14 protein-coding genes are annotated in these 15,447 nt (G+C 68.1%); 6 read left to right on the top strand and 8 right to left on the bottom strand.

Annotated elements, in window-relative coordinates; all coding sequences use genetic code 11:
* The first annotated feature begins 141 nt into the window (after positions 1-141).
* The gene (locus KH389_RS09060) at positions 142-1,515 is read left to right on the top strand and encodes a sodium:proton antiporter (protein WP_229590412.1); all 1,374 of its coding nucleotides are present in this window, start codon (positions 142-144) and stop codon (positions 1,513-1,515) included.
* Between the two features lie 152 nt (positions 1,516-1,667).
* Here KH389_RS09060 and dsbG read toward each other — a convergent pair whose 3' ends face one another.
* From dsbG to dsbD, 3 genes are read right to left on the bottom strand one after another with little or no spacing between them, the layout of a single operon-like run.
* Positions 1,668-2,423 carry a thiol:disulfide interchange protein DsbG gene (dsbG, locus tag KH389_RS09065; protein WP_213607236.1) on the bottom strand — a complete coding sequence of 252 codons (756 nt, stop codon included), beginning with the start codon at positions 2,421-2,423 and terminating at the stop codon, positions 1,668-1,670.
* The gene (locus KH389_RS09070; protein WP_213607237.1) at positions 2,420-3,265 is read right to left on the bottom strand and encodes a TlpA family protein disulfide reductase; all 846 of its coding nucleotides are present in this window, start codon (positions 3,263-3,265) and stop codon (positions 2,420-2,422) included. The genes dsbG and KH389_RS09070 overlap by 4 nt, the downstream gene beginning before the upstream one ends.
* Positions 3,265-4,983, bottom strand: a complete 1,719-nt coding sequence (gene dsbD, locus KH389_RS09075; protein ID WP_210015285.1) for a protein-disulfide reductase DsbD — start codon at positions 4,981-4,983, stop codon at positions 3,265-3,267. The genes KH389_RS09070 and dsbD overlap by 1 nt, the downstream gene beginning before the upstream one ends.
* A gap of 175 nt (positions 4,984-5,158) precedes the next feature.
* On the opposite strand from dsbD, the gene KH389_RS09080 reads away from it, so the two are divergent.
* From KH389_RS09080 to KH389_RS09095, 4 genes are all read left to right on the top strand, one after another.
* The gene (locus tag KH389_RS09080; RefSeq protein WP_043862400.1) at positions 5,159-5,842 is read left to right on the top strand and encodes a response regulator; all 684 of its coding nucleotides are present in this window, start codon (positions 5,159-5,161) and stop codon (positions 5,840-5,842) included.
* The gene (locus tag KH389_RS09085) at positions 5,839-7,170 is read left to right on the top strand and encodes an ATP-binding protein (protein WP_213607238.1); all 1,332 of its coding nucleotides are present in this window, start codon (positions 5,839-5,841) and stop codon (positions 7,168-7,170) included. The genes KH389_RS09080 and KH389_RS09085 overlap by 4 nt, the downstream gene beginning before the upstream one ends.
* A gap of 68 nt (positions 7,171-7,238) precedes the next feature.
* On the top strand, positions 7,239-7,712 hold the full coding sequence (locus KH389_RS09090; RefSeq protein ID WP_043862402.1) for a GNAT family N-acetyltransferase: 474 nt from the start codon (positions 7,239-7,241) through the stop codon (positions 7,710-7,712).
* A gap of 125 nt (positions 7,713-7,837) precedes the next feature.
* On the top strand, positions 7,838-9,250 hold the full coding sequence (locus tag KH389_RS09095) for an aspartate aminotransferase family protein (protein WP_213607239.1): 1,413 nt from the start codon (positions 7,838-7,840) through the stop codon (positions 9,248-9,250).
* 15 nt (positions 9,251-9,265) lie between these two features.
* Here KH389_RS09095 and KH389_RS09100 read toward each other — a convergent pair whose 3' ends face one another.
* Positions 9,266-10,138, bottom strand: coding sequence for a LysR family transcriptional regulator (locus KH389_RS09100; RefSeq protein ID WP_100634398.1), 873 nt, complete (start codon positions 10,136-10,138; stop codon positions 9,266-9,268).
* Positions 10,139-10,352: 214 nt separating this feature from the next.
* Between KH389_RS09100 and KH389_RS09105 the strand changes: the two genes are divergently transcribed.
* Entirely contained in the window at positions 10,353-11,879 is a 1,527-nt protein-coding gene (locus KH389_RS09105) for an MFS transporter (RefSeq protein ID WP_054915568.1), read from the top strand.
* A 75-nt stretch (positions 11,880-11,954) separates the two neighbouring features.
* Here the strand turns inward: KH389_RS09105 and KH389_RS09110 are convergent, their stop codons facing one another.
* The 4 genes from KH389_RS09110 to KH389_RS09125 are packed head-to-tail and all read right to left on the bottom strand — an operon-like array spanning position 11,955 to position 15,443.
* The gene (locus tag KH389_RS09110; RefSeq protein ID WP_043862406.1) at positions 11,955-12,863 is read right to left on the bottom strand and encodes a metal ABC transporter solute-binding protein, Zn/Mn family; all 909 of its coding nucleotides are present in this window, start codon (positions 12,861-12,863) and stop codon (positions 11,955-11,957) included.
* Positions 12,860-13,759: a metal ABC transporter permease gene (locus tag KH389_RS09115; RefSeq protein WP_043862407.1), complete on the bottom strand. Its 900-nt coding sequence runs from the start codon at positions 13,757-13,759 to the stop codon at positions 12,860-12,862. Before KH389_RS09115 ends, KH389_RS09110 begins: the two co-directional genes overlap by 4 nt.
* Positions 13,759-14,520: a metal ABC transporter ATP-binding protein gene (locus tag KH389_RS09120; protein WP_213607240.1), complete on the bottom strand. Its 762-nt coding sequence runs from the start codon at positions 14,518-14,520 to the stop codon at positions 13,759-13,761. The genes KH389_RS09115 and KH389_RS09120 overlap by 1 nt, the downstream gene beginning before the upstream one ends.
* A complete protein-coding gene (locus KH389_RS09125; RefSeq protein ID WP_078480231.1) occupies positions 14,517-15,443 on the bottom strand; it encodes a metal ABC transporter substrate-binding protein in 927 nt (308 codons plus the stop codon). The genes KH389_RS09120 and KH389_RS09125 overlap by 4 nt, the downstream gene beginning before the upstream one ends.
* Between the last annotated feature and the right edge of the window lie 4 nt (positions 15,444-15,447).

The following is a 15,447-nucleotide window of genomic DNA, read 5'->3' on the forward strand; positions in this document are numbered from 1 at the left end:
TGGTTTAGCATCCATGCTTCGCTCATGCGCGCCAGCCTTCGGGCTGGCGCGCTGCTGTTCATCTGCACACGGTCGGTATCGATGCGCCTTTTCCCTGCTTTGTTTCGTGGTTGTTCCTGTCTGTCGCTGCTGGCGGCCCTCTTGTTGCTGTGCCTGCCGGGCATCGCCAGCGCCGCCGAGGTCGATGGCGCGCGCATGGGCCTGCTGTGGGGCGTGCCGTTTGCCGGCATCCTGCTGAGCATCGCCTTGCTGCCCATCGTGGCCGCACCGCTGTGGCATCACCATTTCGGCAAGATCACCCTGGGCTGGACGCTGCTGTTCGCGCTGCCGTTCTGCTTTGCCTTCGGCTGGCACGCCAGCCTGGGGCTGGGCGTGCACGTACTGCTGGCCGAGTACCTGCCGTTCATCATCCTGCTGTTTGCGCTGTTCACCATTTCGGGCGGGATCGTGGTGGAGGGCAACCTGCATGGCTCGCCGTGGCTCAACACGCGGTTGCTGGCGCTGGGGGCGGTGCTGGCCTCGGTGATGGGCACCACGGGGGCGGCGATGCTGCTGATCCGCCCGCTGCTGCGTGCCAACGACAACCGCAAGCACACCGCGCACGTGGTGGTGTTCTTCATCTTTCTGGTGGCCAACGTCGGCGGCGGCCTGACCCCGTTGGGCGACCCGCCGTTGTTCCTGGGTTTTCTCAAGGGTGTGAGCTTTGCCTGGACCCTGCAGCACATGGCCTTGCCGGTGGTGCTGCTGGCGGTGCCGTTGCTGGGCGTGTTCTACCTGATCGACCGCTACTACTATCGCCGCGAAAACGAGATGCTGGCCGAAGACCCGACGCCGGATGCGCCGTTGCGCCTGCTGGGCAAGCGCAACTTCCTGCTGTTGGCGGGCGTGGTGCTGGCGGTGTTGATGTCGGGCCTCTGGAAGCCGGGGATTGGCGTCGAGCTGATGGGCACTCGGGTCGAGGTGCAGAACCTGTTGCGTGACGGCCTGCTGGTGGTACTGGCCTTGCTGTCGTTGTGGTTCACCCCGCGCGGCCTGCGGGTTGCCAACGAGTTCGACTGGGGGCCGATCGTCGAGGTGGCCAAGTTGTTTGCGGGCATCTTTCTCACCATTGCCCCGGTGATTGCGATATTGCGGGCCGGCAGTGACGGCCAGTTGGCGTGGTTGGTGGCGAGCGTGAGTGGTGCGCAGGGCGAGCCGATCGACAGCATGTACTTCTGGTTGAGCGGGACCTTGTCGAGCTTCCTGGACAATGCGCCGACCTATTTGTTGTTCTTCAACATGGCGGCTGGGGATGCGCAGGTGTTGATGGAGCGCATGCCGCAGACCTTGCTGGCGATCTCCATGGGTTCGGTGTTCATGGGGGCGATGACCTACATTGGCAACGCGCCGAACTTCATGGTCAAGGCGATAGCTGAGCAGCGCGGGGTGAAGATGCCGAGCTTCTTCGGGTACATGGCGTGGTCGTGTGCGGTGCTGTTGCCGTTGCTGGTGGTGTTGACGCTGGTGATGCTGTAGCGCCACCCCAACCCCCAAAGGCCATGATGGCCCTACTGCGATCTTCGGCCGAACAAACAAGGCTGACAACACCGATCCTGCAGGCCATGGCCTGTGGGATTTGCATCGCCAGCCCTGGTGCCCGGCTTCAGGTTTTTGTCGTCCCAACAACCTCAACGCTTGCCCAGTATCTTCCCCAACATCTCTGGCCGCGGCGCACCCTGCTGGGTCTGCAGCTGCCCCTTGTCATCCAGGTAGAAGATCGCCGGCGTAGCCGACAATCCCAGCTCCTCCATCAGCGCCAGGTTCGCATCCAGCTTGGCCTGCACCTGCGCCGGAATCTTCGCCAGCGGCTTGAGGGTGCTGGCCTTGCCCGCGCTTTCATGGGTCTGCAAGGCCTTCTGCGGGTCGGCGCTGGCCAGCAACGCGGCCGACTTGGCCGGGCTGTCGGCGCGGATGATGCCGACCATGATGTGGCGCAACTGCACCTTGCCCGAGTCCACCCACGGCCGTGCCTGCTGCCAGAACATGTTGCAGTACGGGCAGTTGGGGTCGCTGAACAGGTACACCACCCGCGGTGCATCGGCCTTGCCATCGGCAATCCACGCGGTCTTGTCGAGCTTGGCCCACACCTGCTTGGCCATGGGTGCATACACCAGCTTCTCCAGCGGCGCCTCGCTCAGGTCCTGGCCCTGTTCGTCGAACAGGCTGCCAACCAGCACGTGCTTGCCGTCCGGGGTCAGGTACAGGGCCACGCCACGGTTCTGGAACTGCGCGGCATAGCCTTTCAGGCCATTGGGCGCATCGAAGCTGCCGGTGACCTTGGCGCCCTTGGCCTCGATCTGCTGCACGGCCTTGGGCAATTCTTCGGCGACGGCCAGTTGGGTGGCGAACATGCCCAGGGCGAGGGTAATGGCGGAAACTTTCATGGTGTCGTCCTTGCTGGAACGGTGGGAGCGAGCGCGGTATCGCGGTCGAAGGATTCGAGGGCATGGCGCAGGCTGGCACGGGACAGCTCCCCCAGGTGGCTGCCCACCAGGCGCCCCTCGGCGTCGTAGAACAGGGTGGTGGGCAGCGCCATGGAGCCGACCTGCTGGGCCAGCTGGCCACCGGTATCGAACAGTACATGGGACAGGTTCAGGCCGGTGGTGGCCAGGAAGTTGGTGACGATCTGCGGGGTTTCGCCCTGGTTGACGAACAGGAAGGTCACGTCCGGATAATCATGCTGGGCCTGTTGCAGCACCGGCATCTCGCGCCGGCACGGCGGGCACCAGGTGGCCCACAGGTTGATCACCAACGGCCGGCCGCGGTGGCTGTGCAGCGCCACCGAATGGCCCTGGGCATCGCGCAGGGCCAGGTCCGGCAGTTGCGTGCCCTGTTCGTAGAGGTGGCTGGCCCAGCTGGCCAGCAACCAGAACAGCGTGCCGCTGAACAGGCCCCAGCCCAGTGGCCGGCGCAGGCTCGCCTGGCGCCAGGCGTACCAGGCCGCCCCCAGCAGCACCGCCACCAGGCCGGCCCAGGGCAAAAAGCCGCCATCGCGGATGTCGATGATCTGCACCGGGTCTTCGGCATACATCGACCAGTAGCGCGCCACGAACCCCAGCCGGGCGCACAGCAGGCCGAGCAGGAACAGGCGAAACAGTGCGGCCTCGGGGTTGTCGCCGCCGCGCCTGGCCACCCGCCAGCCCACCAGCGTGGCCAGGCCCAGGGCGCAGAGCAGCAGCAGGTGGTCGAGGGCGATGGTCAGGGGGCCCAGGTTAACGGTCAGCATCAGCCTTGGCTCCGGGTGGCGGTCCAGTGTTGCAGGAAGGTGGCGGCGTTGACTTCACCGGTGATGCGCCTGGCCCGGCGCTCGTCACCCTCGGGGCCGATCCACAGCATGCTCGGCGGGCCGGGCACCTGGTAGCGCTGCAGCAGCTGCTGGCTGGCCGGGGCATCGGCGGTCACGTCCAGGCGTACCAGGCGCACGCCTTCCAGCGCGGCGAGCACGTCGGGGCGGGCGAACACCTGTTTTTCCATGACCTTGCACGACACGCACCAGTCGGCGTAGTAATCCAGGAACACCCACTGCCCCTGGGCCTTGGCGGCGTCCAGCTGCGCCTGCAGCTCGGCCGGGGTGCGCACCGTGGTGAAGGCGTCGGCGTGGGGCGCAGCCACGGCATTGCCGGTGCCACCGGCATAGGGTTGCAGGGGCTGCAGCAGGTTGCTCGCGCCACCGGCCGCGCCCACCACCAGCAAGGCGCCCCACAGGCCCGCCAGCAGCACGGCCGGTTGCAGGGCGCGCAGGGTGTGGACCGCGGGCCAGGCGCCCCAGGCCAGCGCGATCAGCCAGGCCCCGCACAGGCCCAGCCACAGCGCAGGGTCGAGCACCGCGCGCAGGGTGTACAGCGCCATGCCCAGGAACACGAAGCCGAACACCGCCTTGACCCGGTTCATCCAGGCCCCCGGACGTGGCAGGTAGCGGTTGCCCACGGTCACCAGCAGCAACAGCGGCAGGCCCATGCCCAGCCCCAGGCTGAACAGCACCAGCGCCCCATGCACGGCATTGCCGCTCTGCGCGATGTACAGCAGCGCGCCGGCCAGCGGGGCGGTCATGCACGGCCCCATCAGCAGGCCCGACAAGGCCCCCAGCAGTACCGCGCCATACAGATTGCCGCCACGGGTGTTGCGGCCTGCGCGCTCCAGGCGGTCGCGCACGAAGGTGGGCAGCTGCAGCTCGAAGGCGCCGAACATCGGCAGGGCCAGCAGCACGAACAGCGCGGCCAGGCTGCCCAGCAGCCAAGGCTGCTGCAGCCATGCCTGCAGGCTGGCGCCAAGCAGTGCGGCGACCACGCCCAGGGCGGCATACACCAGCGCCATGCTCAGCACGTAGGCGCCTGCCAGCACCAGCCCGCGGCGGGTGCTGGCGCCGTTGCCCATCACCAGCCCGGCCAGGATCGGCAGCATCGGCAACGAACAGGGGGTAAAGGCCAGCAGCAGTCCCAGGCCGAAGAAGGCCAGCAGGCTCCAGGCCAGCGGGTGTTCGCCGAGGCTGCCGGCCAGGGCCTGGTCGCTGGCCTGCTCGGCGCCAGCGGCCTGCCCGCCCAGGTCGACCGGGCTGGTTTGGGGCGGGTAGCACAGCCCCGCGTCGGCACAGCCCTGCCAGCCCATGCGCAACTGGCCGGTGGCGTTGGCCGGTATCAGCAGCTCGAGTTCGCCGCGGTACACCTGGGTTTCGCCGAAGTACTCGTCGCTGTGGGGCAGGGCCGGCGGCAATGGTGGTACCGCCTCGGGGGCCAGGCCGTCGAACTTCAGACGCTTCTGGTACAGGTAGTAGCCGTCGCTGATCTGCCAGTGCAGGCGCATCTGCCCCGAGGGCAGGCGCTCGCTGCTGAACACGAAGGCCTTTTCCACGGGCAGGAATTCGCTCTGGGCAAAAGGGTTGTTGAAGGGCTGGGCCTGGCTCAGCGAACTGAACAGCCACAGCAGGGCTAGCAGAAATACGCGCATGTCGACGCCTTGGCAGTGCGATAAGCCCGCAAGACTGACCGGCATGGATTAACCCAGGGTTAACCGATGGGCAGCCGTCGCCTCGCAGGCGACGTGTGCGCCTGGGCGCGGCATAATCCCCGGTTAATCCGCCTGTGGCCCACTGGGCCTTTCTGCCAACGACCGAGCCCGCCCCATGCACGTACTGCTCTGTGAAGACGATGACCTGATCGCCAGCGGCATCATTGCCGGCCTGAGTGCCCAGGGCCTGACCGTCGACCGCGTGGCCAGCGCCAGTGCGGCGCGGGCGATGCTGCAGGCCGCGCATTTCGACGTGATGGTGCTGGACCTGGGGCTGCCCGACGAAGACGGCCTCAAGCTGCTGCAACGCCTGCGCCAGCAGGGCCACAGCCTGCCGGTGCTGATCCTGACCGCGCGCGATGCGGTCACCGACCGGGTCGACGGGCTGCAGGCCGGCGCCGACGACTACCTGCTCAAACCCTTCGATCTGCGCGAGCTGGCCGCGCGCCTGCACACCCTGCTGCGCCGCGTGGCCGGGCGCTGTGTCAACGTCATCGAACACGGCCCGCTGAGCTTCGACCCCTCCAGCTGCGAAGCGCACCTGGCCGGTCAGCCGGTGGACCTGTCGCGCCGCGAACAGGCGCTGCTCCAGGCCCTGCTGCAGAACCGCGGCCGGGTGCTGTCCAGCGAGCAGCTCAAGGACAGCGTCTACGGCTTTGGCGACGAGGTCGAAAGCAATGCCCTGAACGTGCACATCCATCACCTGCGCCGCAAGCTGGGCAACGGCATCGTCGAGACCGTGCGCGGCCTGGGTTATCGCCTGGGGCCGGCCCAGGTGCCGCAGGCGTTGCAACGATGAGCCTGCGCCTGCGCCTGAGCCTGATTCTGGGCACTGCCTTCATCCTGATCTGGGCCCTGGCCGCGACGTGGATGCTGTGCGACCTGCGTCAGCAGATGATGTTCTCCCTCGACCAGCGCCTGGTGGCGTCGGCGCGCATGGTCGCCGGGCTGATCGACCAGTTGCCGCAGCCGCTGACCAGCAAGGGCGAGGGCACGCGCCTGAGCACCGACCAGTTCAGCATCCCCGACGGCATGGCCTGCCAGGTCAGCTCGCTGCGCGGCGAGATCCTGGCGCGCAGCCACAACCATGCCGACCAGACCCTCGACGATCAGCGCAGCGGCTTTCACGACCAGATGATCGATGGCGCACTGTGGCGCAGCTTCACCTATGCACGCGGTGATGTGCGCATCACCACTGCCGACCGGCACCTGGAGCGCGAGGCGCTGAACCGCTCGATCCTGCTGGCGGCCTCGGCACCCGTGCTGGTGGCGTTGCTGGGCAGCCTCGGGCTGCTGTGGCTGGGGGTGGGCAAGGGCCTGGCGCCGCTCAACCGCATGCGCGACGCACTGCGCAGGCGCAGCCCCGATTCGCTGGAGCCGTTGCAGGTGCGTGCCCTGCCCAGCGAATTGCAGCCGTTGCTCGAAACCCAGAACCAGCTGTTCCAGCGCATCGGCCAGACCATCGAGCGCGAACGGCGCCTGACCGGCGATGCCGCGCATGAACTGCGCAGCCCGCTGACGGCGATCAAGACCCACCTGCAAGTGGCCCGCATGACCGATGGCAAGGTGCGCGAGCAGGCCCTGGAGCATGCCGAGCAGGGCGCCGATCGCCTGCACCGTACCCTGGAGCAGCTGCTGTTGCTGGCGCGGGTGGAGGGCAGCCTGTCGTTCGATGATGGCGTGCAGTACAGCGCCGAGCAGATCGCCCGCCAGGCCATCCAGGATGCGGGCCTGGGCGACAACCGGCGCATCGTGCTGCAGGCTGCGGCGCCGGCGGCCCAGGTGTTTCCCGACATGCCCGCGGCGCTGGCGGTGGCGGCCTTGCGCAACCTGCTGGACAACGCCCTGCGCCACAGCGCCGCCGATGCGCCGGTGGAGCTGCAGGTTCAGGTCGAGGCGAACACCGTGGGCTTTCTGGTACGCGACCATGGGCCGGGCATCGATGCACAGAACCTGCAGCATGTGACCCAGCGTTTCTGGCGCAATGGCCATAGCGAAGGCTGTGGCCTGGGCCTGGCGATCGTGCAGGCGATCGTGCAGCGCTGCGCCTGCTCGCTGACGTTCGACAGCCACGCCGACGGCTTGCGCGTGTTGCTGCAGATGCCGTTGCGTGCACATCAAATGTAACCCCGCCGGCCTCGTCAGGCGCCGGTCGCCCCCGTAAGGTGTGGACCGCACAGCACCAGGGAGCACTCATGGACGAACGGATTCGCATTGCCAGGGCCCGGCCGGCCGAGGCCGCCCTGATCGAGCGGCTGATGCAGCAGAGCATCGCCACCGCAGCCGACCAGGACCATCACGGTGACCTGCAGGTGATCGACGCCTGGTCGCGCAGCAAGCAGCGTGCGCAGATCACCGACTGGCTGGGCGACCCGGCCCTGTACCTGAACCTGGGGCGCTGGCAGGGTCGCCCGGTGGCTACCGCGCTGGCCTTGCGCAGCGGCGAGATCTGCCAGTGCTTCGTGCAGCGCGACTACACAGGGCATGGCATCGGTCGGGCACTGGTGCTGGACCTGGAACACGCCTTGCGCCGCTGGGGCTGTACCCATGCATCGCTGTACAGCACCGCCTCGGCCCAGGATTTTTTCGCACGCCTGGGTTATTCGCCCAGCGGTGAGGCGCTGGGATTTCATGGCCTGCACCTGCAACTGATGCACAAAACCTTCTAGAAGACCGCCCCGCGCGCTAAATCCGCAGGGCGTTGGTGCGTCTTTCAAGCGAGTACACATCCCGACACAACGCTGGCCATCGGCGCGTGGCGGGACCATCCGCTTGCTTGCGAGGGTTACTTCCGATGTCAGTCGCTACCTGCCTTGCCCAGGCACAGCCGGCTTCTTCAGCCGACGAGCCTGGCGAAACGCTTTATCACTTCGAAGATTCGCCGCTGCTGACGCGACAGAAGCAGCAGGAGTCCAATGCACGCAGTTACCCGCGGCGCATTCCGCTGGCGCTCAAGCGTGCCCAGGGGCTTTACGTCGAAGACGTCGAGGGCCGCCAGTTCATCGACTGCCTGGCCGGCGCCGGCACCCTGGCCCTGGGCCACAACCACCCGGTGGTGATCGAGGCGATCCAGCAGGTGCTGGCCGACGGCCTGCCGCTGCATACCCTGGACCTGACCACGCCGGTCAAGGACCAGTTCGTGCAGGACCTGTTCGGCCTGCTGCCACCGGCCTTCAGCGCCCAGGCCCGGATCCAGTTCTGCGGGCCGACCGGCACCGATGCGGTGGAGGCCGCGCTCAAGCTGGTACGCACTGCCACCGGGCGCAGCACGGTGCTGTCGTTCCAGGGCGGCTACCACGGCATGAGCCTGGGCGCGCTGAGCCTGATGGGCAGCCTGGGGCCGAAGAAACCGATGGGCGCGCTGCTGGGCAACGGCGTTCAGTTCCTGCCATACCCCTACGACTACCGCTGTCCGTTCGGGCTGGGCGGCGAGCAGGGCGTGCAGGTCAACCTGCGCTACCTGGAAAACCTGCTGAGCGACCCCGAAGGCGGCGTGCAGTTGCCGGCGGCGGTGATCGTCGAGGTGGTGCAGGGCGAGGGCGGCATGATCCCGGCCGACCTCGACTGGCTGCGCGGCGTGCGGCGCATCACCGAGCAGGCGGGCGTGGCGCTGATCGTCGACGAGATCCAGAGCGGCTTTGCCCGTACCGGCAGGATGTTCGCCTTCGAGCACGCCGGCATCGTGCCGGACGTGGTGGTGCTGTCCAAGGCCATCGGCGGCAGCCTGCCGCTGGCAGTGGTGGTGTACCGCGACTGGCTCGACACCTGGCTGCCGGGTGCCCACGCCGGCACCTTCCGTGGCAACCAGATGGCCATGGCTGCAGGCTCGGCGGTGATGCGTTATCTCAAGGAACACGACGTGGCTGCCCACGCCGAGGCCATGGGCGCACGGCTGTGCGAGCACCTGGCGGTGCTGCAGCGCGACTTCCCGCAACTGGGCGACATTCGCGGTCGCGGGCTGATGCTCGGCGTCGAGGTGGTGGACCCGCAAGGGGCCGCCGATGCGCTGGGGCATGCGCCGGGGTTCGGCAAGCTGGCCTCGCTGATCCAGAACGAATGCCTCAAGCGCGGGCTGATCATCGAACTGGGTGGGCGCAACGGTTGCGTGGTGCGCTTTCTGCCGCCGCTGATCATTACCGCCGCGCAGGTGGACGACGTGGCCGAGCGCTTCGCCCGCGCCGTGCCGGCGGCCCTGCAGCGTCTGTAAGGCGCGCGGGTGCGATCAGCCCTGGCCGGTGCGCAGGGCCTCGATGTAGCGCATCACCGCGGGCGCCTTCTCGAAACGCCGATGCAGCACGGTGAGGCACGAGGTGGGTTGGCTGTCGGCGATGCGCCGGTAGCTGACCTGCGGCAGGGTGATGTGTTGCAGCACCGACTCGGGCACCAGCGCCACGCCCTGGCCCAGCGAAACCAGGGTGATGACCGCCACCAGGCTACCCGGCTGCGGCCCCAGGCGCGGCACGAAGCCACCCTGGGCGGCGACGGCCAGGGTGCCGGAGATCTGCTCGGGCAAGATGAAGGTTTCGGTGGCCAGGCGTGCGGCCATGATCTGCGGCAGCTCGTTCAACCGCGAGCTGGCCGGCAGGGCCAGGACAAAGCCTTCTTCGTGCAGGTCCATCGCGACCAGTTCGTCGGGCAGGTCCATCGGCGTGCGCACGTAGGCGATATCCAGCACACCGTCACGCACCAGCGCGGGGGACTCGGCCATGGGTTGCTCGCGGATGTTCAGCACCACCCCCGGGTGCGACTGGCTGAAGCGCGTCACCTGCTGCTGGAGCAGCCCCGAAAAGGCTGCCGAGGCCACATACCCCAACTCGATACGCCCCACGTCACCGCGCCCGGCCCGTTGTGCGCCCAGCTGCGCGGCATCGAACTGGCGCACCGCCTGTTCGGCCTCGGGCAGCAGCGCCTCGCCGGCGGCGGTCAGGCACACCTCGCGCTGGCTGCGCTCGAACAGGCGCACACCCAGCTGCCTTTCCATGTCCTGGATCTGCCGGCTCAGGGTCGGCGGGGCGATGCCCAGTTGCTCGGCGGCGCGGGTGAAGTGGCCGAGGCGGGCGACGCTGAGAAAATAGCGGAAATGGCGGATTTCCATGGGGTCTCGTTAGCTGCAGGCTAATGACGCAGGCGATCCTGGCTAACAAGGCCAGGCCGTTGCGGCGGTAATGTGTAGTAACACTACAAGATGCGTGACGTGGCGGCAAAGCCGCTGCGCCTATGAGCATCCGGTGGCTACACCGGCCCTGTCGCGGCAGCCTGCTCGGACACCGCGACACTGGCCCCAGATCGCCTTGCACGGGAGCCTTGCAATGTCCTCCGCCCGTTTCACCCTGTTCACGGCTTCGGCCGTGTGCGCCCTGATCATCCTCGACACCAATATCGTCGCCGTCAGCCTGCCTAGCATCGCCCGCGACCTGTCCGGCTCGTTCGCCGACATCGAATGGGTGGTCAGCGCCTACCTGCTGGCCTTCGCCGCACTGCTGCTGCCCGCCGGCAGCCTGGCCGACCGCTTCGGGCGCCGGCGCATGCTGCAACTGGGCCTGGGCCTGTTCGGCCTCGCCTCGCTGGCCTGCGGCGCGGCGCCCACCCTGGTGTTCCTCGACATCGCACGGGCCGCCAAGGGCGTGGGCGCGGCGTTGCTGCTGACCTCGGCACTGGCTGCCATCGGCCACCGCTTCCACGAGCCCGAGGCGCGCATGCGGGCCTGGGCGTTCTGGGGCGCGTGCATGGGCGCGACCATCACCTTCGCGCCGCTGCTGGGCGGGCTGATCGCCAGCACCCTGGGCTGGCGCTGGATCTTCTACATCAACCTGCCGCTGGTGGCGGTGCTGGCGGTGATGGTGCGGCGCAGTGTCGAGGAGTCCCGCGATAGCGCCGCCGCGCGGCTGGACCCGTTTGGCAGCCTGACCTTCGCCGGCAGCCTGGGCTACCTGATCTGGGCGCTGATCGATGCCAACCAGGTCGGCTGGGGCAGTGCCCAGACCCTTGGGCGCCTGGTGATCGCAGCGTTCCTGTTCGGCCTGTTCATTCTGGTGGAGCGCAATCAGGCGCGGCCGATGATCGACCTGCAACTGATGCGCAGCGCACGCTTCATCGGTGCATTGCTGGGCATGTTCGCCTACGCCGCCTGCGCCCAGGTGATGATGACCCTGCTGCCGCTGTACCTGCAGAACGGCCTGCAACTGTCGGCCTTGGCCGCCGGCGCGGGCATGCTGCCGTTTGCCCTGGCGATGCTGCTGACCCCGCGCCTGGGCATGCGCCTGTCGGCGCGGCTGAGCAGCGCCCAGGTGTTCGCCCTGGGCCTGCTGCTGGTGGGCGCGGGCAACCTGCTGTGCGGCGCGGCGGCCAGCTATGGCGGCTACCTGAGCTTCGCCCTGGCCAGCATCGTGCTGGGCGCCGGGGCCGGGCTGCTCAACGGCGACACGCAGAAGAACATCATGGCCTGCGTGCCGCGCGAGCGCACCGGCATGGCCTCGGGCCTGAGCACTACCACGCGCTTTGGTGCCATCGTGCTGGCCATCGGCATTCTGGGCGGTATCCTGGCGGCGCGCAGCGGGCAGTTGCTGCGCGAGGCGGTGGCAGGGGTGGCGCCTGGGCAACTGGACAAGGTCGGCGACATGGCCACCCGGGTTGCCGCCGGTGACCTGCCGGCAGCGCTGGCTATGGTCGACCCGGCACTGCGCGAAACCCTCGCGCCGCTGGCGCAGCACGCCTTCATCGGCGGCTTCGAGACGGTGCTGCAAAGCGCCGGGGTGGCGGCGCTGGTGTTCGCCGTGGTGGTCGGTGTGCTGCTTGGCAGGCCGCTGCCGGTGCCGCAACCGCTGCCGGCGCGCTGATCGCGCGCACGCGGGCGTTCGGCGCAACTGAAAAGCCCCAGGCGTTGCGCACTGGGGCTTTGTTTTTGCCGACCTTCAGGCCTTCGCGGCGAGTGCCTTGATCACTTCATCGATACTGCCCTGCAGTTCGCTCACCGGATTTTCGCCGCCGCCCTCCAGCACCAGCAGGCGGCTGCCGGCCTTGGCGACTGCCGCAGCTACCGCCTCGCTCGGCTGGCGGTGGTCGAGCACCAGTGCCACGTCGTTGTCCTTGAGCAGGGCGGTCAGCTGCTGCAGTGCCTCGGGGGTCCACTGGTCTTCGGCGGGTACGCTGTAGGCCACCTGCTCCAGGTTCAGCCCGCCGATCAGGTAACCGAAGCGCTCCGACAGGCTTACCACGCTGAGGTTGTCGACTTCGCCCAGGCGCGCTTCGCTGTCGGCACTGAGCTTGAGCAACTGCTGCTTGAGCGTGGCCAGGTTGGCCTCGATTTTCGGCTTGGCGGCCGGCGCCAGGCGCACCAGGTCGGCGGCGGTCACGTCGGCCATGCGCCCCAGGTTGTTGCTCGACAGCCACGGCTGGCTGTTCAGGCCGTCCTTTGGCGCCCCCGGCTGCACCGCAATGCCGGGCAGGCTGCCATCCACCGGGCGTGCGGCATCCACTTCAACGATGCGGATATTGCTGCGCCGCGCCATCGGGTACAGCGGGTCGTCCGCCCATACCGAGCGCAGGCCGATCACCGCATCGGCGTTCACGGCCAGCTTCTGCAGGGCCGGCGCCCCACGCCCGCTGAAGTAGGCGGTCTGGCGCGAGCCGGGCAGGTTGGCCGCGGCGGCGCGTTGCAGCTTCACCTCGCTGCCGTCGAGCAGCAACTGGCCAAGGCCGTAGGTGATGGGCAGGGACGCCAGTACCTGCACCGGGCGCGCGGCTTCGGCGGCCTGTGCGGCAACACTGAAGGCGCCGCTCAGGGCCAGTACCAGGGTCAGTTGGCGAAATGTCGGCTTCATCCGATGTTTCCTTTCAGGCTGGGCAGGGTGCCACGGGCGATGGCGGCCAGGGCGAAGGCCATGCCGGCGACCAGGATGATCGCGGCGCCCGAGGGCAGCGGCAGGTCGAACACGATCGGCAGCAGGATGCCGCTCAGGGTGCTGAGGGTGGCGATCACCACCGAGGTCCAGAAAAAACCCTTGAGCGACTGGCTCAGCAGGCGGGCGGCAGCGGCCGGGATCACCAGCAGTGCGCCCACCAGGATCGCGCCGATGACCTTCACCGCGGCCACGGTGATCAGCGTCACCAGCACCACGAACAGGTAGTCCAGGGTCTTCACTGCCACCCCGCGCACTGCCGCCAGCTGCGGGTTGAAGCTGGCCAGCATGATGCGGTTGTACAGCGGCAGGCTCAGGCCCAGCACCAGCGCGCCGACGATGGCCAGCACCAGCAGGTCGTTGCCGTTGACCGTCAGCACCGAGCCGAACAGCACGTTCTCCAGGATGTGCACGTTGATCTTGCCCGCCAGTATCAGCAGCAGGCTTGCGCCCAGCGCCAGCGACACCGACAGGAACACCCCGATCAGGGTGTCCGGGGCCAGCCCGGTGCGGTTGCGCAGGTAGTTGAGCAGCACGCCGAACAGCAGGCAATAGCCGAACAGGCTGCCGTAGGGGCCGGTATAGGGTTCGCCGAGCAGGATGCCGATGGCCACCCCGGTCAGGGCCGCGTGGCCCACCGCCTCGGAGAAGAACGCAAAGCGCTTGACCACCACCAGCGTGCCCAGCCCGCCCAGCACCGGCCCGATCAGCAGGCCGGCGAGCAGCGCGTTGACCACGAAGCCATAGGCCAGGGCTTCGGGCAGGTAGCCCGAGGACGCCAGGCCCTGGATCATCAGGCGAAATTCTTCATAGTTCATCAGGCGTGGCTCCCGGTCACCGCAGCGCTGCGCGGGTGGGTGGAAAACAGTTGCAGCAGCGCCTCCGGGCGCAGGGCCTGCTCGGGCGGCGCGTCGAACAGGATGCGCCGGTTGAGGCCGGTGACGTGATCGGCCAGGCGTTTCACCGCCTCCAGGTCGTGTTCGATCCACAGCACGGTGGTGCCGCTGGTGCGCCAGTCCAGCAGCAGTTGTTCGAAGATGCGGATGCCGGCTTCATCCAGCGCCGACATCGGTTCGTCCAGCACCAGCAGTTGCGGCGCCGGAATCAGCCCCTGGGCCAGCAGCACGCGCTGACGCTCGCCGCCGGAGAGGGCGCCCATGCGCCGCTTGCGCTTGTCCTGCATGCCCACGCGCTCCAGCGCCTGGCCGATGCTCGCCGCGTAGTGGCGCGACAGCCCCAGGAACGCCGGGCGGCGCTGGCACATGGCGGCCATGAAGTCGTCCACGGTCATCGGCAGGCCACGGTCGAATTCCAGGGCCTGCGGCACGTAGCCGATGCAGCCGGGGGCGCCGGCCCAGTGCAGGTTCAGGCGGCCGTGGTGGGGCATCTGGCCGAGCAGGGTCTTGATCAGCGAACTCTTGCCGCCGCCGTTGGGCCCCACCAGCGCATGCACGCTGCCAGGGCGCACCTTGAAGCTCACCTGGTCGAGGATGGTGGTGCGGCCCAGGGTCAGGCCAACGGCGTCGAACTCCACGCCGGGGCCCTGGCTGGCAAGGGTGATCGGCTCGATGGCGCTCATGCCCCGGCCTCCTGGATCGCGCGCACCACGGTATCGAGGTTGCTGGTCATCTCCTTTTCGTACTTTTCGGCGCTGTAGTCGCCGTAGGAGATGTGCGACAGCGGGTACAGGCGCACGCCGGACTCACGCTGGATGGTGTCCACATAGGTGGACGGGAAGTCGAGCTCCGAGAAGATCACCTTCACGTCCAGGTCGCGCAGCTGGTTGATGGTCTTCTTCAGCTGGCTGGGGCTCGGTTCGATGCCATGGGCGGGCTCGACCACGGCGGTGACTTCCAGGCCGAATTCACGCAGCAGGTAGTCGTAGGCCGCGTGCACGGTGGCCACGCGCAGGTCGGCATTGGGCGCGCTGGTGAGCTTGGCCAGGGCCTCGGCACGCAGCTGGCGCAGGCGCTTGCCATAGGCGCGGGCATTGGCGGTGTAGGCCTTGGCGTTGGCCGGGTCGAGCTTGCCCAGCTCGCGGGCGATGTTGTTGACCTGGGCGATCGAGGCGCTTATCGACAGGAAGGTGTGCGGGTTGACCACCTTGCCCGCGCCGCGTGCGGCGATGCCGGTGGCCGCCAGCAGCGGCACGTTGGCGTTGGCCTCGATGGTGGCCACGCCAGGCTTTTCGCTGGCCTCGATCATGCGGTCGGCAAAATCGTCATGCCCCACGCCGTTGAGCACCACCACGTCCAGCGTGCCGATGCGCTTGATGTCCTCGGCGCGTGGCTCGTAGGCGTGCGGGTTGAAGCCTGCCGGAATCAGCGGCACCACCTCGGCCTTGTCGCCGACGATGTTGGCCACGTAGCTGTAGTAGGGGTGCAGGGTGATGCCGATACGCAGGCGCTTGGCCTCTTCGGCGTGCGCCAGGGGCGCCAGGCACAGGGCGAGCATGCCGGCCAGGATGCGTCGGCGGTTGACCAGAAACGATGAAATAGACATGGGC

Origin of the sequence: Pseudomonas qingdaonensis (assembly GCF_018398475.1) — a bacterium.
Taxonomy (GTDB): domain Bacteria; phylum Pseudomonadota; class Gammaproteobacteria; order Pseudomonadales; family Pseudomonadaceae; genus Aquipseudomonas; species Aquipseudomonas palmensis.